Source organism: Streptomyces albus subsp. albus (genome assembly GCF_000725885.1).
GTDB classification, from domain to species: domain Bacteria; phylum Actinomycetota; class Actinomycetes; order Streptomycetales; family Streptomycetaceae; genus Streptomyces; species Streptomyces albus.
Genome location: NZ_JODR01000012.1, coordinates 88002 through 106453 on the forward strand (window position 1 = coordinate 88002; position 18452 = coordinate 106453).

Annotated in this window: 17 protein-coding genes; 2 read left to right on the forward strand and 15 right to left on the reverse strand. The window is 71.3% G+C overall.

The window, feature by feature from the left end:
* Positions 1-45 precede the first annotated feature (45 nt).
* A complete protein-coding gene (locus tag IO40_RS0115090) occupies positions 46-618 on the forward strand; it encodes a DUF1648 domain-containing protein (RefSeq protein ID WP_031028600.1) in 573 nt (190 codons plus the stop codon).
* Here the strand turns inward: IO40_RS0115090 and IO40_RS0115095 are convergent.
* The 3 genes from IO40_RS0115095 to IO40_RS0115110 all read right to left on the reverse strand — a co-directional run bounded on the left by IO40_RS0115095 (position 605) and on the right by IO40_RS0115110 (position 6171).
* Positions 605-2146 carry an MFS transporter gene (locus IO40_RS0115095; protein WP_016468175.1) on the reverse strand — a complete coding sequence of 514 codons (1542 nt, stop codon included), beginning with the start codon at positions 2144-2146 and terminating at the stop codon, positions 605-607. The genes IO40_RS0115090 and IO40_RS0115095 overlap by 14 nt on opposite strands.
* Positions 2147-2318: 172 nt before the next feature.
* Positions 2319-3593: a YeeE/YedE family protein gene (locus tag IO40_RS0115100; protein ID WP_016468176.1), complete on the reverse strand. Its 1275-nt coding sequence runs from the start codon at positions 3591-3593 to the stop codon at positions 2319-2321.
* A 949-nt stretch (positions 3594-4542) separates the two neighbouring features.
* On the reverse strand, positions 4543-6171 hold the full coding sequence (locus IO40_RS0115110; RefSeq protein WP_031028601.1) for a hypothetical protein: 1629 nt from the start codon (positions 6169-6171) through the stop codon (positions 4543-4545).
* Positions 6172-6630: 459 nt separating this feature from the next.
* On the opposite strand from IO40_RS0115110, the gene IO40_RS0115115 reads away from it, so the two are divergent.
* Positions 6631-8469: an endonuclease/exonuclease/phosphatase family protein gene (locus tag IO40_RS0115115; protein WP_030408651.1), complete on the forward strand. Its 1839-nt coding sequence runs from the start codon at positions 6631-6633 to the stop codon at positions 8467-8469.
* A 48-nt stretch (positions 8470-8517) separates the two neighbouring features.
* Here the strand turns inward: IO40_RS0115115 and IO40_RS0115120 are convergent, their stop codons facing one another.
* From IO40_RS0115120 to IO40_RS0115175, 12 genes are all read right to left on the reverse strand, one after another.
* A complete protein-coding gene (locus IO40_RS0115120) occupies positions 8518-9420 on the reverse strand; it encodes an EI24 domain-containing protein (RefSeq protein WP_031175546.1) in 903 nt (300 codons plus the stop codon).
* A 67-nt stretch (positions 9421-9487) separates the two neighbouring features.
* Complete coding sequence (gene dapD / locus IO40_RS0115125; protein ID WP_016468181.1) at positions 9488-10477, reverse strand: 2,3,4,5-tetrahydropyridine-2,6-dicarboxylate N-succinyltransferase; 990 nt, start codon at positions 10475-10477, stop codon at positions 9488-9490.
* Positions 10478-10531: 54 nt separating this feature from the next.
* Complete coding sequence (locus tag IO40_RS0115130) at positions 10532-11089, reverse strand: TetR/AcrR family transcriptional regulator (RefSeq protein WP_016468182.1); 558 nt, start codon at positions 11087-11089, stop codon at positions 10532-10534.
* On the reverse strand, positions 11089-11409 hold the full coding sequence (locus IO40_RS0115135) for a DMT family transporter (protein WP_016468183.1): 321 nt from the start codon (positions 11407-11409) through the stop codon (positions 11089-11091). Before IO40_RS0115135 ends, IO40_RS0115130 begins: the two co-directional genes overlap by 1 nt.
* A 112-nt stretch (positions 11410-11521) precedes the next feature.
* Complete coding sequence (locus tag IO40_RS0115140; protein ID WP_016468184.1) at positions 11522-11851, reverse strand: metal-sulfur cluster assembly factor; 330 nt, start codon at positions 11849-11851, stop codon at positions 11522-11524.
* Positions 11848-12321, reverse strand: a complete 474-nt coding sequence (gene sufU / locus IO40_RS0115145; protein WP_030408648.1) for a Fe-S cluster assembly sulfur transfer protein SufU — start codon at positions 12319-12321, stop codon at positions 11848-11850. The genes IO40_RS0115140 and sufU overlap by 4 nt, the downstream gene beginning before the upstream one ends.
* A gap of 9 nt (positions 12322-12330) precedes the next feature.
* Positions 12331-13587: a cysteine desulfurase gene (locus IO40_RS0115150; protein ID WP_030408647.1), complete on the reverse strand. Its 1257-nt coding sequence runs from the start codon at positions 13585-13587 to the stop codon at positions 12331-12333.
* On the reverse strand, positions 13584-14348 hold the full coding sequence (gene sufC / locus IO40_RS0115155; RefSeq protein WP_016468187.1) for a Fe-S cluster assembly ATPase SufC: 765 nt from the start codon (positions 14346-14348) through the stop codon (positions 13584-13586). Before sufC ends, IO40_RS0115150 begins: the two co-directional genes overlap by 4 nt.
* Positions 14349-14355: 7 nt before the next feature.
* Positions 14356-14682, reverse strand: coding sequence for a non-heme iron oxygenase ferredoxin subunit (locus IO40_RS0115160; RefSeq protein WP_016468188.1), 327 nt, complete (start codon positions 14680-14682; stop codon positions 14356-14358).
* Positions 14679-15860 carry a Fe-S cluster assembly protein SufD gene (gene sufD, locus IO40_RS0115165; RefSeq protein ID WP_031175547.1) on the reverse strand — a complete coding sequence of 394 codons (1182 nt, stop codon included), beginning with the start codon at positions 15858-15860 and terminating at the stop codon, positions 14679-14681. Before sufD ends, IO40_RS0115160 begins: the two co-directional genes overlap by 4 nt.
* Before the next feature lie 159 nt (positions 15861-16019).
* The gene (sufB, locus tag IO40_RS0115170) at positions 16020-17441 is read right to left on the reverse strand and encodes a Fe-S cluster assembly protein SufB (protein WP_016468190.1); all 1422 of its coding nucleotides are present in this window, start codon (positions 17439-17441) and stop codon (positions 16020-16022) included.
* The gene (locus IO40_RS0115175) at positions 17438-18313 is read right to left on the reverse strand and encodes a helix-turn-helix transcriptional regulator (protein WP_016468191.1); all 876 of its coding nucleotides are present in this window, start codon (positions 18311-18313) and stop codon (positions 17438-17440) included. The genes sufB and IO40_RS0115175 overlap by 4 nt, the downstream gene beginning before the upstream one ends.
* Positions 18314-18452 lie beyond the last annotated feature (139 nt).

Consider the following 18452-nt stretch of genomic DNA (forward strand, 5'->3'; position numbering starts at 1 on the left):
CGCCGGGCGCGGGGGACGCGCCGACGCGGCAAGGGGAGGGGCGGCATGCACCGGGAGGGACAGCAGAAGGCGGAGGACACCCGTTTCCCCTGGCTGTGGCTGCTGCCGGGGTTCCTGGTGGTGCTCGGCCTGGTGGTGTGGGGGATCGTCGTCTACCCCGATCTGCCCGACCGGGTGCCGCAGCACTTCGGCAGCGACGGAGTGGACCAGTACGCCGACAAGTCGGTGTTCAGCGTCTTCCTCCCCGTCCTCGTCCCGGCCGGGATGCTCGTGGTGATGGCTGGCACCGCGTACGCGACGCTGCGGATGACACCCGGCTCCGAGCTGCCGCCCGGACGTTCCGTCTCGCCCTTCGTCAACCGGCCGGCGACCCGGGCGGGAGCGCGGAGGCTCGCCCGGGCCCAGCTCTTCCTCGCCTTCTGCGTGGGGCTGACGATGGCCGGTGCCTGCACCGCCATGTGGAGCACCGACCCGCAGCACGAGACCGCGACGTCCCAGCTCCTCGTCCTGGTGCTGGCGCCGATGGCGGTGGGTGTCGGCGCCGTCCTGCTGACGGCTCTCCGGGACCGGGCGGCACCGGCCGCGGGGCGCCGCGGCGGACCGCCTACTTCCGGCTGAGCGTCTGCAACTGCTGGCTGGTCGAGATCAGGTCCTTGGCCTCCTGCTCGGTGCTCACCATGGGCTGCGAACCGTGCAGCGGGACGCCGGCGCTCTCCGGCATGAACCGTACGGCGAGCAGACCGATCAGACCGCTGACGATCAGATAGGCGCCCGGCACCAGGTCGTTGCCGGTCGCACTGACCAGTCCCTCGGTGATCAGCGGCGTCGTACCGCCGAACGCGGCGACGGAGAAGTTGAAGCCGATGCCCATGGCGGCGTAGCGCACGCTCGTGGGGAAGAGCGCGGGCAGTGTGGCGGCCGAGGGCGCGGCGAACCCGGCCAGCAGCGTGGCCAGGATCAGCACCCCGAGGGCGGGCAGCAGCCAGCCGTCGGCGCGGATCAGCAGGAAGGCGGGGACGGCCAGCACGATCTGGCCCACGGCCGCCCAGCGGTAGACGGGACGCCGGCCCACCCGGTCGCTCAGCCGTCCGATGAAGGTGATCAGGACGACCACCCACACCATGCCGACCAGTACGAGGATGTCGGAGGTCGTGCCGCCCCTGCCCAGCACCTCGGTCTGATAGGTCGGCAGATAGCCGGTGACCATGTAGTTCGTCACGTTGTACAGCAGCACGAGACCGATGCAGATGAGCAGCGGCTGCCAGTGCCTGCGCAGGATGGTGCGGAACTCGTGCCGGTTGGTCTCCCGCTCCGCGAGCTTCTGGTCGTGCTCGTCCAACTGCTGCTGGAAGGCGGGGGACTCCTCCAGTTTGAGCCGCATGTACAGACCGATGAGGCCCAGCGGTCCGGCGATCAGGAACGGGATGCGCCAGCCCCAGGAGAGCATCTGATCGTCGGTCAGCGCCAGGTTGAGCACCGTGACCAGGAGCGAACCGAGCGCGTACCCGACGAACGTGCCGAAGTCGAGCCAGCTGCCGAGGAAGCCGCGCCGCCGGTCGGGGGAGAACTCCGCGATGAAGGTGGTGGCGCCGCCGTACTCACCGCCGGTGGAGAAGCCCTGCAGCATACGGGCGACCAGCAGCAGGATGGGCGCGGCGATCCCGATGGTGGCGTAGCTGGGGATGAAACCGATCAGGAAGGTGCCGAACGCCATCAGGATCATCGTGGCGGCGAGCACCTTCTGCCGGCCCAGTTTGTCACCGAGCGGGCCGAAGAAGAGGCCACCGAGCGGCCGGACGACGAAGGCGGCGGCGAAGGTCGCGAACGAGGCGAGCAGCTGGGCGGCGTCGGAGGCTCCGGGGTAGAAGACCTTGCCGATGGTGGCGGCCAGGTAGCTGTAGACGCCGAAGTCGAACCACTCCATGCAGTTGCCGAGCGCCGAGGCGGACACCGCCCGCTTGAGCATGGGCGCTTCGACGACCTGCACGTCGTCCTTGGTGAACGGCCTGCCCTTGCGCCGCATCCTGCGCACCAGCTCGTCGCGCACCTGACGGGGCAGCTCGGCGACCGCGTGCGGTACGTGCCGGGCCGCCGCCGCCTTGCCCCCCGGTTGTCGCTTGGGGCTCTCTGTCACGTCGGCATTCACACCCTTTGTTCCGTATGGCCGAAAGGCTGGATCTGCTCGATCGTACGGAAAGGGCCGAGCGGATCCCGGAACCGGGTTGCCGGACTCGCCGCGTCACACACGTGACAGCCACACAGACGCCGAGTTGACCAGGGGTGACGCAGCCCGAGGACCCCGGGGGGGGCCGGGCGGCTCAGCAGACGCCGTCGCCGGGCTTCGGGTTGGCCAGACCGACCAGCGGACGCAGTCGCAGACCGACCCAGGTGCCGACCAGCGCGACAGCGCCCCAGATCCAACCGTGCAGGCTACCTGATGCGATACCGGCCAGGTACGCGCCGATGTTGCAGCCGCCCGCCAGCCGGGCCCCGACGCCCATCAGGATGCCGCCGAGCACGGCCGCGCCCGCCGTACGCCAGGCCACGCCCTTGTGCAGGGTCCACACCCCGCCGGCAGCAGCGGCGACCGCCGCACCGATCATGATGCCGAGGTCCGTGAGGCTGGTCTTGTCGGCCAGCACGGGACCGGACAGCGCCTGGGCCTGCCCCGGCTGCCGCCAGTACGCCCAGTGCTCGGGCGAGCCGCCGAGTACGCCCACCAGCTTCGAGCCCCACAGTGCGAACGCGCTGGTCACACCCCATGCGCCGCCCGAGACCAGCAGCACGGCCGCGCCCAGCACCGCGAGCACCAACGCGCCGGCGGCCAGCGGCCACGAACCGCGCACGATCCGCGCCAACGCGCCTCGTGCGGACGGGGGCACACCGATGGGCGGCGGGTTGCGCCGCGCCTGCACCCGGCGCGAGACCAGCACGACGAGCGCCAGCAGCACCAGCGTCACCGCGAGCGAGCCGGCCCAGCCCAGGTGGTCGGAGAAGAGCACCGGGTCGACGGCGGGCAGATCGCTCCACAGGCCGTACTGCCAGGCGGCGAGGGTGGACCCGACGACGAAGCCGCCCAGGGTCAGCACGATGGTGCTCTGCCCCGAGCCGACGGCGAACAGCGTCCCGGAGGCGCAGGCCCCGCCCAGCTGCATACCGACGGCGAAGAGGAAGGCGCCCACCAGCAGGGCGACACCGATCGGCCCGGCACTCGGTGCGGGCGCCGCCCCGAACAACCCGGTCCCGGTGCCGATGACCAGGGCGAAGAGGGTGGCGGTCGTACCGAGCAGCAGGGCATGCGCGCGCAGCCCGGTGCCGTTGCCGACGGCGATCAGCTGCCGCCAGGCCGAGGTGAAGCCGAAGCGCGAGTGGAAGAGCCCGACGCCCAGGGCGATGCCGAGCAGCAGCAGAATGCCCGGCTTGGTGCCGTGCGCCGACCAGACGTAGCCGGTCAGCGCCAGCCCGATCACCAGGGAGACGACGAGCGGCACCCGGCGTACGGCGGGTGCGGCGGGCGCCTCGGGAGCGGGCAGCCGGGTGGGAGCGGGGGCCAGCAGCGTGCTGGTACGTGCGGGAGAGGGAGCGGTCGTCACTGGGTCTCCGTGCGAGCGGGAGGCGGGCGGGACGGACAGCGGTGACGGCACCGAGAGACCGTCTCGCTCAGCGAGACGGGTCATGGACGCACAGAGGCGTGCCGACCTGCGGGGCGCCGTCAGTGGTGGGGACGGCGACAGAGCGCGTCGTCCACGCTCCACGCGGTGGCCGCGAAGAGCGTGAGTTCGAGCGCCAGCAGGCACGCGGGTCCGGACATGCGGGCAACGGTAATCGACATGGCCGATTCCGCACCCCCTCGTCTCGCGCTGCGAGACGAGATGTGAGACAGAACGGACGACGAAGGGCCGCCCCCTCTTCCGGCAGGGCGGCCGACGCTCCCCCGCCGTACCGGCCCACACCGACGACGGCCCGCCCCGGCACCGCCGACAGCACGACAGCCCGGCACGGCGCGGACTTCCCCCGGCCGTTCCGGCCAGCGCGACGAAACCGGCGCGGCCGTACCGGCACCACGACGACACCAGCCCGGCGGCCCCCACCCAGCCCCACCGGCAGCGCGGCGGTTCCGGCACGGCCGCACCGGCGGCACGACGCCCCCAGCCCGGCAGCCTGCATACGGCCGCGTCGGCAGCGCGGCGGCATCGGCAGCAAGACGGCCCACCCGGCCGTGCCGTCGCCGGCGCGGCGGATCCACACCGCGCCGACAACGAGACAGCCCCGGCGCGACGGACACACCGCGCCGACAACGAGACGGCCCCAGCCCGGTGGCCCCGCCGCGCCGGGGCCGTGGTCGTCACCGGGCAGGCCCTCCCACCCGCGCGCCGGGTCGCGGGCGATACGGACCGGTGCACCCGGCGCGCCGGGAGACGTGCCCCGCCACAGCGGGAAAACCGCACCCGGCCCACCCGGAGACGCACCCCGCCACAGCGGGAAACCAGCACCCGGTTCAACGCGAAGCCGCCCCGGTTCAACGCATAGCCACGCTCCGATTCAGCGGGAGCGGGCCTTGAAGGCTGCCTTGCGGGCCGTCTTGGCGACGTGCTTGTCCGGGTGCACCCGTCCCATCGTCTCCAGCACATCGGCGGTCGCCGGGTGGTCCACCCGCCACGCCTTGTCGAAGAACCCGGTGTGCTGGTCGACCAGGTCCCGCACCAGCTCGCGCAGTTCCTCGGGCTCGCCGGTGGTGGCGACCTGGGCGGCGATGGTGTCGATGGTCAGCCAGAAGACCATCTCCTCGTCCGGCTGCGGCACCTCTCCCGTGGCGTGCTCGGCGAGCCAGACGCGGGCCAGTCCGCCCAGTTGCCGGTCGTCCAGCACCTCGCGCAGTGCGGGTTCGGCCTCGTGCCCCGCCAGGGAGAGGGCCTGCTGGCAGGCGAGCCGGCGTACCGGTGCTCCCTCGTCGGTGCCGCGTGCCGCCGCCAGCAGTTCGCGGGCGGCGCCCAGGGTGCCCACCGGGGCGGGGGCTTCGTCCGCATCCCGTTCGGCACCGTCCGCATCCTGGGACGCGTCGGCCTCCGTCCCGGTGCGCGCGGCGAACCACAGCTCGATCTCGCGCCGCGCGTTCTCCTCGGTGTAGACGGGGAGGGCCGCCAGCAGCCGGTCGGCCCCGGCGTGGGCGAGGTCGCCGACGGCGGGGACGTCGAGGCCCGCCTCCCGCATCCGCTCCCGTACGCCGTACAGCCCCAGTGGGGTGAGCCGCACCATGCCGTAGCGGGAGACGTCCTCCTCCCCCAGTTCGCCGAACTCGGGGACCTCCTCGCCCTCGCCCGCCTCCTGGGTGAGGGCCTCGTCCACCGGCCGGTACTCCACCAGCCCGGTCGGCGCCAGCATGCGGAACTGTTCGTCCAGCCGCATCATCGCCGAGGAGACCTCTTCCAGCACCTCGTCGGTGGGCTCGTCCATCCCCTCGGGGACGATCATGGAGGCGGCCAGCACGGGCAGCGGCACCATCGCGCCGGCGCCGACGGCCGGGTCGGTGGCCGTGAGCAGGTAGAGGTTGCCCAGGGCGCCGTCGAGTGCCTCGCTCTCCTCGTCCATGTCCCAGTCGAGTGCGTCCGGGTCGATGGCGTCCGGGTCGATCTCGCCGTCCTCGCCGATCGCGCCCTCGACGCCGCCGAGCAGCTCTTCGAAGCTGGGCGTGGCGGCGTCGGCCAGGACCGTCTCCAGGCCGCTGCGCCACAGGTCGAGGATCTCGGCGGGGGCGGGCACGGCCGCGTCGGGGGCACCGGTCAGTCCGCCGAGGTCGGCGTCGGGCGTCGCCAGTCCGAAGACCTCGTCCCCGCCCGGTTCGCCCGTCCCCGGTTCGCCGCCGCCGGCCTCGGACATCTCCTCCTCCACCAGCAGCAGACCGGTGTCCACGGCGAAGTCCCAGGCGTCCGCGGCGAGCGCCGGGGCGTCCTCGTCACCGGTCAGTCCCAGATGTGCGGCGGCGTCCTTGAGCTGCTCGGACAGCAGTTCGCCGCCCGCCCCGACCGGGACCCCGTCCGCCGCGGCCTGCCGCGCCCAGCGGGTGAGTTCGACGGCGCGGGCGAGCAGCGGTGCGGCCAGCGCGTCCCGTGCCAGTTCGGCATCGGAGGGCAGCCGTACGGGCGGCAGGGTGGGACGGTCGTCACCGGTCATGTGCGGGTTCATCTCCTAGGGGTCCTACGGCGGAGCCGGACGGTGCGGGGACCAGCGTAGACGGCTTGTGTCCACCGCCGCCCGAATCGTGCACGGTCACTGTGACGTCCCGGCGGCCCGGACCGTCAGCCTTCTGTCACGACCTTGACAACTGCTGTTCGCCCGCCATGCTTTACGCGCGTTGACACTGCCCGCGTCCGGCCGCATCCGTGCCCGGACGCATGTCCCCGAGCCGCTGACGTCCCGCGCCCATCCCGTGCCTCACCGACCCCGCTCCGCCGGTCCCGTCCGCTCCTTCCGCACCCCTTCACACCCGCTCGCTTCCGCCCGTGTCCGCTCACATCCGCCAGCACCCCGGAGGAACCCGTGCCGTCCCGCACCGCACCCTCTTCCCCACCGCCGTCGGCGGCGTCCGTCCCGTCCCCGTCCGGTCCCGGCCGCCGCGCCGCCCGGCTGCGGATGGCCGCGGCACTGACCGCCGCCGCCGTATGCGCCACGCTGCCGGCCCTGTCCGCCTCGGCGGCCACCGCCCCGGCACCGGCCGCCGCCGCGGCGCACCCGCGCATCCACGACATCCAGGGCACCACCCGGATCTCCCCCCTCGCGGGGCAGCACGTGAGCGAGGTGCCCGGCGTCGTCACCGGGGTGCGGGACTTCGGCTCGTCCCGCGGGTTCTGGCTCCAGGACCCCCGTCCGGACCGTGATCCGGCCACCAGTGAGGGGATCTTCGTCTTCACCGGCCGGGAGAGCCCCGGCGTGGCGATCGGCGACGCCCTGCGGGTCTCCGGCCAGGTCAGCGAGTACTACCCGGGCGGCGAGCAGGCAGGCGGCCAGTCGCTCACGGAGCTCACCCGGGCCGACTGGCGGACCGTCGGGACGGGCCGCCCCCTCCCGCGTGCCTTCCGGCTCACCCCGCGTTCCGTGCCGAAGCCCTACGCGCCCCGGGCCGGTGGCGGCAGCATCGAGGATCTCGCGCTGCGGCCCGGCCGGTACGCGCTGGACCGGTACGAATCACTGGAGGGCATGCGGGTCGCCGTCCGCGATGTCCGCGTCACCGGGCCCACCAGCCGCTACCACGACCTGTGGGTCACCACCGACCGGCACCAGAACCCGACCCCGCGCGGCGGCACCCTGTACGGCTCGTACGACGACCAGAACGGCGCCCGGGTGAAGGTCTCCTCGCTGCTGCCGCTGGACGCCCGCCCCTTCCCCCGGGCGAACGTGGGCGATGAGCTGCGCGGCACCACCGAAGGCCCGCTCGACTACGAGCAGTTCGGCGGCTACACGCTGCGCGCCACCACCCTGGGCACGCACCGCGACAACCAGCTGGAGCGCGAGCGCACCCGCAAGCAGCGCGCGGACGAACTGGCGGTGGCCACCTACAACGTGGAGAACCTCTCCCCCGCCTCCGAGCCCGCGAAGTTCCGGCGGCTCGCGGAGGGCCTGGTCACCCATCTGTCCTCGCCGGACATCGTGACCGTGGAGGAGGTGCAGGACGACACCGGGCCGCAGGACGACGGCACGGTCGGGGCGGAGGAGACCATGACCCTGCTCACCGAAGCTGTCGAGAAGGCGGGCGGCCCCTCCTACGCGTGGCGCCAGATCGACCCGGTCGACAAGGCGGACGGCGGCCAGCCCGGCGGCAACATCCGGGTCGCGCTCCTCTACAACCCGAAGCGGGTCTCGTTCGTGGACCGGCCCGGCGGGGACGCGACGACACCGGTGAAGGTCGTCGAGGAGAACGGCAGGCCCGCACTGTCGGCCTCGCCCGGCCGGATCGCCCCGCAGGACGAGGCGTGGCGGGCCAGCCGCAAGCCCCTGGCGGGCGAGTTCCGCTTCCGCGGCCGTACGGTCTTCGTGATCGCCAACCACTTCAGCTCGAAGGGCGGTGGCGACCTGGACGGGGATCAGCCGCTGGAGGGCCGCTTCCAGCCGCCCGCCCGGCACTCGGAGCCGCAGCGCATCGAGCAGGGCAAGCTGCTGAACGCCTTCGTCCGGGACATCCGGGCACTGGACCCGGACGCCCTCGTCGTCGCGGGCGGCGATTTCAACGACTTCTCCTTCTCGCCCACGCTGGACGCGCTGCGTTCCGGGAAGGCGCTGACCAGCCCGCTGGAGCGGCTGCCCGCGAACGAGCGGTACGGCTACGTCTTCAACGGCAACTCGCAGACGCTGGACCATCTGCTGACCAGCCCGGGCGCGGGCCGTCCCGAGTACGACATCGTCCACATCAACGCCGAGTTCGCCGACCAGACCAGCGACCACGACCCGTCGGTCGTACGGATCCGCCGACGCTGAGCAGGCCGGCCCGCGCCGCCGCCGGCCGGGGCGGCGCGGGCGCGGCGCCTACCGCTGGTGCGGGGGAACGGAGCCGCCCGGCGCCGGGGAGGGCGGCGGCCCGGCCTGCGCCTGCGGATACGGGTGTGCCTGCGGATACGGCTGCGTCTGCAGGTGCGGCTGCGGCTGGGGCTGGGGCTGGCCCGGCGCACGGGAGTCCGGCCCCCTCCCGTCCGTCCCCGTCAGGTCCCGCACCAGCAGCGCGGCCCCGGCGACGGCGCCCGGCATCAGGAAGACGGCCACCAGGGGGACGAGGAACAGCAGGGCGAGCGGTACCCCGAAGCCGAGGGCGAGCCCCCGCCGGGTGCGCAGCATCGCCAGCCGTTCCCGTACGGGGATGCCCCTGCGCTGCATGGCGACGGACGCCAGTTCCAGGGTGAGGAAGAAGCCGGTGACGCAGAAGCCGAGCACGGGGATGACCGTCTGGCCGACGACGGGCACGAAACCGAGGAGGAACAGCGGCACCGTCCAGCGCAGGGTGCGCCACAGCACGTACAGGCTGTCGGTGAGTCCGAGCCACAGCTCGCGCCACAGGGACAGTTCCACGACGCCCTCGGGCAGCCCTCCGGCGTCCTCCTCCACCTTCTCCGAGAGCTTGTCGTAGAACAGTTCACCGACCAGCAGCGAGACGGCGGCGAAGCTGAGCACCGCCAGCATCAGTACGGCGATCCACAGCAGTACGGCGAAGACGGTACGCAGCACCGTCTGCCAGGGCGAGCCCCAGTCGTCGGCGAAGGGGGTCGCCCAGGCGGCGATGTCGTCGGCCCAGAAGGCCAGACCGGTCAGCGCGGCGGCGTAGAGGACGAGGGTGACCAGCGCGGGCAGCAGCCCGAACCCGAACCATCTGCCGTGGGTGAGCACCCAACGCTGGCCTTGTCCCAAGTACCGCAGTCCAGCCCCAAGATCACGCATGCCCGCAAGCCTATGGCTTGCGGGCATGCGCATGCTCAAGCTGTTACGCGGCCTTCGCGATCGGTGCTCAGTTGTGACTGTGCAGCGCCTCGTTGAGGCCGCCCCACGAGCCGCTGCGCGGCAGGGCCTCGACGGTGCCGGTCACCGAGTTGCGGCGGAAGAGCAGGTTGTCGGCGCCGGCCAGCTCCAGGGCCTTGACGATCTGGCCGTCGGGCAGGGTGATACGGGTGCCGGCGGTGACGTAGAGCCCCGCCTCGACCACGCAGTCGTCGCCCAGCGGGATGCCGAGGCCCGCCTCGGCACCGATCAGGCAGCGCGCGCCCACGGAGACGACCTGCTTGCCGCCGCCGGAGAGGGTGCCCATGATCGAGGCGCCGCCGCCCAGGTCGGTGCCGTCCCCGAGGACGACGCCCGCGCTGATGCGGCCCTCCACCATGGAGGTGCCCAGCGTGCCGGCGTTGAAGTTGCAGAAGCCCTCGTGCATGACGGTGGTGCCCTCGGCCAGGTGGGCGCCCAGGCGGACCCGGTCGGCGTCGCCGATGCGCACACCCTTGGGGACGACGTAGTCCGTCATCCGCGGGAACTTGTCGACGCTGGTGACGGTCAGATAGGTGCCGGAGGCCCGGGCGGCGAGCCGTACCTCTTCGACCTTGTCCACCGGGACGGGGCCGATGTTGGTCCAGGCGACATTGGCCAGGTGGGCGAACTGCCCCTCCAGGCTGACGCCGTGCGGCTTGACCAGCCGGTGGCTGAGCAGGTGCAGCCGCAGATAGACGTCGTGGGCGTCCAGCGGCTTGTCGTCCAGGGCGGCGATGACCGTGCGGACGGCCACGATCTCGACCCCGCGGCGGGGGTCCTCGCCCAGGGCCTGCGGCGCCTCCCCGCCGAGCAGCTCGGCGGCGCGCTCGGCGCTCAGCCGTTCCGTACCGGCCGGGCCGGGCTCGGCGGCCAGCTCGGGCTGCGGGAACCAGGTGTCCAGGACGGTGCCGTCGGCCGCGATGGTGGCCAGGCCGGCGGCGACGGCTCCGGTGGTGCTGGGGTTGGGTGCTTCGGTCATATCTCGAACGCTATCCGGATTCGGCGGAGGATGACGAACCGGTCCACCGACCGGTCACGGGGCGTCACCCTGCTCCCCCAGGACGCGGGCGAGCGCGGCGCGCACCTCCGCCCGGTCGAAGGGCCGGTCGGTGAGCAGGTACTGGAGCAGCAGGCCGTCGATGATCGCGACCAGGGCGCGGGCGGTGGGCAGATCGGGGGTGTGCCGGGCCAGCACGGTCACCATGTCGTCCAGCCAGGCGGCGGCGACGGGCTGGAGCAGAGGGCGGCGCAGCGCGGCCAGGTACAGCTCGTACTCCAGCCGGATCCGTCCGCGCCCTTCGGAGGCGTAGTCCTCCAGCACGGCAGTCAGCCCGTCGGCGAGGGGAACGTCCTTCGAGAGCCGGCTGCCCCAGCTCTCGATGGTGGTCTGCGGCTCGGAGTTGACCTGTTCCAGGGCGGCGAGCAGCAGTTCGTCGAGGCTCGCGAAGTGGTAGGTGGTGGAGCCGAGGGGGACGTTCGCCTCGGCGGCGACGGCACGGTGACTGAGGGCGGCGATGCCCTTCAGCTCCACGATGCGGATGGCCGCGTCGATGATCCGCTGGCGCCGCTCGGGGTCGTACCGCCGGACCATCAGTGGGTGCCGTCCAGGTTGAGGACGACGACCCCGCAGATCACCAGGAGCAGCCCGAGGATCTTCGCGGCGGTGACGGCCTCCCCGATGAAGACCATGCCGATCAGGGCGATGGCCGCCGTCCCCGCGCCGGACCAGATGGCGTAGGCGGTGCCCACGGACATGGTCTTGAGGGTGTGGGCGAGCAGTACGAACGCCACGACGTATCCGGCGGCCGTCACCAGCGAGGGCACCAGCTTGCTGAAGCCGTCGCTGTACTTCATCGCCGTCGTTCCCAGCACCTCGGCGAGGATCGCGCCCGCCAGCGTCACATACACCATACGTACGAGCGTACACAACGATGCGTACGGGTGTACGCAAAAGCTGGTGGACAGACGAACGGCCGCGCACCCAGCGGGTGCGCGGCCGTCCACGAAGGCCCGGGCGGGTCGCTCAGACGTTGAAGCCCAGCGCCCGCAGCTGCTCGCGGCCGTCGTCGGTGATCTTGTCGGGGCCCCACGGCGGCATCCAGACCCAGTTGATCCTCAGCTCGTTGACGATCCCCTCGGTGGCCGAACGGGCCTGGTCCTCGATGACGTCGGTCAGCGGGCAGGCCGCCGACGTGAGCGTCATGTCGATGGTCGCCACGTTCGAGTCGTCGATGTGGATGCCGTAGACCAGGCCGAGGTTGACGACGTCGATCCCCAGCTCGGGGTCGACGACGTCCATCATCGCCTCGCGGACCTCGTCCTCGCTCGCGGGCTTGGTGGTCATCTCGGTCATGCGGTCTTCTCCTTGGCCGAGTCGGCTGCGGTCCCCAGCGCCTGTGCCGTCGCGTCCTTCCACGCCATCCAGCTCAGAAGGGCGCACTTCACCCGCGCCGGGTACTTCGAGACCCCGGCGAACGCCACGGCGTCCTCCAGCAGGTCCTCCATGCTGTCGTCCGGCTCCAGCTGGCCCTTGGACTGCATCAGCTCCAGGAAGGTCTCCTGGATCCTGCGGGCCTCGGACAGCTCCTTGCCGACGAGCAGCTCGTTGAGCACCGAGGCGCTGGCCTGGCTGATGGAACAGCCCTGGCCCTCGTACGAGACGTCCTCGATCCGTTCGCCGTCGTACCGCACCCGCAGGGTGATCTCGTCACCGCACGTCGGGTTGACGTGGTGCACCTCGGCATCGCCCTCGCGCAGTCCACGCCCGTGCGGGTTCTTGTAGTGATCCAGGATGACGTCCTGGTACATCGAGTCCAGCTTCACCGACAGCCCCTATGCGAAGAAATTCCGAACGTGCTCCAGGCCGTCCGCCAGGGCATCCACCTCGGCGGGCGTGGAGTACAGATAGAACGACGCTCGCGTCGTCGCGGGAATTCCGTACCGCAGGCAGACGGGACGGGCGCAGTGGTGGCCCACGCGGACCGCGATGCCCTGTTCGTCCAGCACCTGCCCCACGTCGTGCGGGTGGATGTCACCGAGCGTGAAGGAGATCGTCGCGCCGCGGTCCTCGGCCGTGGTGGGGCCGATGATCCGCAGGTCCGGGATGTCCTTCAGCCGGCGCACGGCGTACTCCGTCAGCGCGTGCTCGTGCTGCTGGATCCGCTCCATGCCGATCGACGTCAGGTAGTCCACCGCGGCACCCAGCCCGACCGCCTGGGCGATCGGCGGGGTGCCGGCCTCGAACTTGTGCGGGGCCGGAGCGTACGTCGACGAGTGCATCGTGACGGTCTCGATCATCTCCCCGCCGCCGAGGAACGGCGGCAGGTCGTTGAGCAGCTCCTGGCGCCCCCACAGCACACCGATGCCGGTGGGGCCGCACATCTTGTGCCCGGTGAAGGCCACGAAGTCGGCCTGGAGGGCCTGCACGTCCAGCGGCATGTGCGGCGCCGCCTGGGAGGCGTCCACCACCACCAGCGCGCCCACCTCCTGCGCCCGCCGCACGATGTCCTCGACGGGGTTGAAGGTGCCCATGATGTTGGAGACGAGGGTGAGCGCGACCACCTTGGTGCGCTCCGTGATCAGCTCCTCGATCCCGGCCAGGTCCAGCCGGCCCTCGTCGGTGAGGCCGAACCACTTCAGCTTCGCGCCCGTGCGCTGCGACAGCAGCTGCCAGGGAACGATGTTGGAGTGGTGCTCCATCTCCGTGATGACGATCTCGGTGTCCCGCTCGACGCGGTAGGGCTCGTCGGCCCAGCCGAGCATGTTCGCCACCAGGTTCAGCGACTCGGAGGCGTTCTTGGTGAAGATCACCTCGTCACGGCTGGGAGCGTTGATGAACGCGGCGACCTTGTCGCGCGCGCCCTCGTACAGCGCCGTGGCCTCCTCGGCCAGCACATGCACGCCGCGGTGGACGTTGGCGTTGTGCTTCTCGTAGTAGTCGGCCAGCGCGTCCAGCACCTGGGTCGGCTTCTGCGAGGTCGCGGCATTGTCCAGGTAGACGAGCTTGCGCCCGTCGTGCACCTGGCGGTCCAGGACGGGGAAGTCCTTGCGGATGGCCTCGGTGTCCAGCAGGCCCGGCAGCTGTGTCACGCAGTGGCACCACCCTTCACGTACTGCTCGTAGCCCTCTTCCTCCAGCTTGTCGGCCAGCTCGGCGCCGCCGGACTCGACGATGCGGCCCTTGGCGAACACGTGCACGTGGTCGGGCTTGATGTAGCGGAGGATGCGGGTGTAGTGGGTGATCAGCAGGGTGCCGACCTCGCCCGTCTCGCGGACCCGGTTGACGCCCTCGGAGACGACACGCAGCGCGTCGACGTCCAGACCCGAGTCGGTCTCGTCCAGGATCGCGATCTTCGGCTTGAGCAGCTCCAGCTGGAGGATCTCGTGGCGCTTCTTCTCACCGCCGGAGAAGCCCTCGTTCACGTTGCGCTCGGCGAACTTCGGGTCGATGGAGAGCCGCTCCATGGCCTCCTTGACCTCCTTGACCCAGGTCCGCAGCTTGGGGGCCTCGCCGCGGATGGCGGTGGCGGAGGTGCGCAGGAAGTTGGAGACGGAGACACCGGGGACCTCGACCGGGTACTGCATGGCGAGGAAGACACCGGCGCGGGCGCGCTCGTCGACGGACATCTCCAGGACGTCCTCGCCGTCGAGCTTCACCGAGCCGCCGGTGACGGTGTACTTGGGGTGGCCGGCCAGCGAGTAGGCCAGCGTCGACTTGCCGGAGCCGTTCGGGCCCATGATCGCGTGCGTCTCGCCCTGCTTCACGGTCAGGTCGACGCCGCGCAGAATCTCGTTCGGGCCACCCTCGGTCTCGACGGAGACGTGCAGGTCGTTGATCTCAAGCGTTGCCATGGGGACTTCAGGACTCCTGTGTGACGGAGACGAGCACATCGTCCCCTTCGATCTTTACGGGGTACACGGGGACGGGGCGGGTGGCGGGCAGTCCGGAGGGCTTCCCGGTCCGCAGGTCGAAGCGCGAACCGTGCAGCCAGCACTCGATGGTGCAGTCCTCCACGTCGCCCTCCGAGAGCGACACGTTCGCGTGCGAGCAGATGTCGTTGATGGCGAAGACCTCGCCCTCGGTGCGGACCACCGAGACCGGGACCCCGTCCAGCTCCACCCGCAGCGGGGTGTCGTCCTCCAGCTCGCTGAGCGACGCGACGCGTTCGAAGCCTTCCTCGCTCATGAGACGGACGCCTCCAGCTCGGCGTCGATCTTGGCGAGCAGCCGCTCCTCCAGGTCGGGCAGGCCCACGTGCTGGACCAGCTCGGCGAAGAAGCCGCGCACCACCAGCCGGCGCGCCTCGCGCTCGGAGATGCCGCGCGCCATCAGGTAGAACAGCTGCTCGTCCTCGAAGCGGCCGGTGGCCGAGGCGTGGCCGGCGCCGACGATCTCGCCGGTCTCGATCTCCAGGTTCGGCACCGAGTCGACCCGCGAGCCGTCGGTGAGCACCAGGTTCCGGTTCAGCTCGTAGGTGTCGGTCCCGGTGGCCTCGGCCTGGATGAGCACATCCCCGATCCACACCGCGTGCGCGTCGTCGCCCTGGAGCGCGCCCTTGTAGGCGACGTTGCTGCGGCAGTTGGGGGTGTCGTGGTCGACCAGGAGACGGTGCTCCTGGTGCTGGCCGGCGTCGGTGAAGTACAGCCCGTACAGCTCGGCCTCGCCGCCGGGGCCGCCGTAGCTGACGCGCGGGTTGAGCCGCACCAGGTCGCCGCCGAAGGTGACCACCACGGACTTGAACGTCGCGTCGCGGCCCACCAGCGCGTTGTGCTGCGAACAGTGCACGGCGGTGTCGTCCCAGTCCTGGACGGAGACGACGGTGACCTTGGCGCCGTCGCCGACGACGAACTCCACGTTCGCCGAGCGGACCGCGTCACCGGTGTGGTCGATGACGATGACGGCCTCGGCGAAGGCGCCCACGTCGAAGACGGTGTGCCCGTAGGTGACGCCGCCCTCGCCGTGCAGGCTCACCCGCACCGGCTCGGTCAGCACCGCGTCCTTGGGCACCGTGATGACGGACGCCTTCTCGAAGGAGGAGAAGGCCTGGGCCGCCACCCGGTCCACCGGCTTGCCGGCGCGGCCGATACGGGCGTCGTCGCGGGAGACGGACTCGACAGTGACACCGTCGGGCACCGACACGTCGACCTTGATGCTCCCGGTCGCCTGCGCGGTGCCGTCGTGCAGGCCCTTGAGCCGGTCGAGCGGAGTGAAGCGCCACTCCTCCTCGCGGCCGTGCGGCACCGGGAAGTCCGCCACGTCGAAGGACGGCGGGGCGCTCATCCTCGTGGCGGTGGTGGACTCTGCGGCCACCGCGATGGCTCCGGCGGTGCTGGAACCAGCCGGAATGTTCTGGGCCTCAGCCATGGGATCCGTACTGCTCGCTTCCTGGGGGTCTCATTCTTCTTCCGCCGCGACGGCGGCCAACCTGGGGGCGCCTGCCGGCCGACAGCCGGTCGAGGAGCGGCCCCGGCGGGGCGCCGACGGCCGTGCGGGACCGCCGGCGACCCGCCGGGAGGGCCGGCGTCAGCCGACCGCGCCCTCCATCTGCAGCTCGATCAGCCGGTTCAGCTCCAGCGCGTACTCCATGGGCAGCTCCTTGGCGATCGGCTCGACGAAGCCGCGCACGATCATCGCCATGGCCTCGTCCTCGGCCAGACCGCGGCTCATCAGGTAGAAGAGCTGGTCGTCGCTGACCTTGGAGACGGTCGCCTCGTGGCCCATCGTCACGTCGTCCTCGCGGACGTCGACGTAGGGGTAGGTGTCCGAGCGCGAGACGGTGTCCACCAGCAGCGCGTCGCACAGCACGTTGGACTTGGAGCCCTCGGCGCCCTCGCCGATCTCGATGAGACCGCGGTAGGAGGTGCGGCCACCGCCGCGGGCCACCGACTTGGAGACGATGTTGGAGGAGGTGCGGGGGGCCATGTGGACCATCTTGGCGCCCGCGTCCTGGTGCTGGCCCTCGCCGGCGAAGGCGACGGACAGCGTCTCGCCCTTGGCGTGCTCACCCATGAGGTAGACCGCCGGGTACTTCATCGTCACCTTGGAGCCGAGGTTGCCGTCGACCCACTCCATGGTCGCGCCCTCGTAGGCCACGGCGCGCTTGGTGACCAGGTTGTAGACGTTGTTCGACCAGTTCTGGATCGTCGTGTAGCGGCACCGGCCGCCCTTCTTGACGATGATCTCCACGACGGCCGAGTGCAGCGAGTCCGAGTTGTAGATCGGCGCCGTGCAGCCCTCGACGTAGTGGACGTAGGCGTCCTCATCGACGATGATCAGCGTCCGCTCGAACTGGCCCATGTTCTCGGTGTTGATCCGGAAGTAGGCCTGGAGCGGGATGTCCACGTGCACGCCCTTCGGCACGTAGATGAAGGAACCGCCCGACCACACCGCCGTGTTCAGCGCGGCGAACTTGTTGTCACCGGCCGGGATGACGGTGCCGAAGTGCTCCTGGAACAGCTCCGGGTGCTCGCGCAGCGCGGTGTCCGTGTCCAGGAAGATGACGCCCTGCTTCTCCAGGTCCTCGCGGATCTGGTGGTAGACGACCTCCGACTCGTACTGCGCGGCGACACCGGCGACCAGGCGCTGCTTCTCCGCCTCCGGGATGCCGAGCTTGTCGTAGGTGTTCTTGATGTCCTCGGGCAGGTCGTCCCAGGTCTGGGCCTGCTTCTCGGTGGAGCGGACGAAGTACTTGATGTTGTCGAAGTCGATGCCCGACAGGTCCGAGCCCCAGTTCGGCATCGGCTTCTTCTCGAAGAGCTTGTGCCCCTTGAGCCGGAGCTTGAGCATCCACTCGGGCTCGTTCTTCTTGGCGGAGATGTCGCGGACGACCTCTTCGGAGAGGCCGCGCTTGGCGGCTGCGCCCGCGGCGTCCGGGTCGGCCCAGCCGTACTCGTACTTGCCCAGCCCCTCGAGCTCGGGGTGGGCAGTGTCCGTAGGAGCGGTCATGCGGGGTTCCTCCCGGCCTGTTGCGCGTTGGTGGCGGTGCTGGTGCTGGCTTTGCTGGCTTTGCTGGCTTGGATGGTGCTGCTGGCGGTACTGGTCGCGGGCGGCGCCGTGGCCCGCGGCCGTGACGCGGGCGGCTGCGCCGAGGTCTTCGGCTGTCCCCCGGGGATGAAGGTCGTACACACCCCGTCGCCGTGCGCGATGGTCGCCAGACGCTGGACGTGCGTGCCGAGCAGGCGGGAGAAGACCTCCGTCTCCGCCTCGCACAGCTGGGGGAACTGCTCCGCCGTGTGGGCCACCGGGCAGTGGTGCTGGCAGAGCTGTTCACCCGCCTGCGCGGGCGCTTCCCGCGCCGTGGCAGCGTACCCGTCCTCCGACAGGGCCCGGGCCAGCGCCCGGGCACGGTCCTCGGGGGGCACGCCGGCGAGTGCCGCGTGGTACTTCTCGGCCTGCGCCTCGACGCGGGCACGGGCGAACGCCGCGACCGCCGCGTCCCCGAGCCGGCCGCCGCCGGCCTGCTGGGCGATCCAGCGCAGGGCGTCGGCCGCGAGCTGGTCGTACGCCTGGTCGAAGGCGTCCCGTCCGCAGTCGGTGAGGGCGAACACCTTGGCGGGACGTCCCCGGCCGCGTGAGCCGTAGACCCGCTTGTCCCGGGCCTCCACGACGCCCTCGGCGACGAGCGCGTCGAGGTGCCGGCGGACGGCGGCCTGGGTCAGCTCCAGGCGCTGCGCCAGCTCGGCCGCGGTGGACGGGCCGTGGTCGAGGATGGAGCGCGCGACCTTGTTCCGCGTGCCGTGCTGTTCATCCTGGGTGGTTTGGGTCTGTGCTGCCGAGGTGCCGGACGCGGCGGCTCCGCCGGTGGCCCGCCGGGCCATCGGTCGGTCCTCCCGAGCCTTCTCCCTCTTTTTCACAACGTCATTGTTGCTTAATTCGTCCGAGCCGGGCAAGCGCCGCCCGTGACCAGCCGTGATGGGGTGCGTCACGTAAGGCGTGCCTAACCGGCGCAGCCCGCGC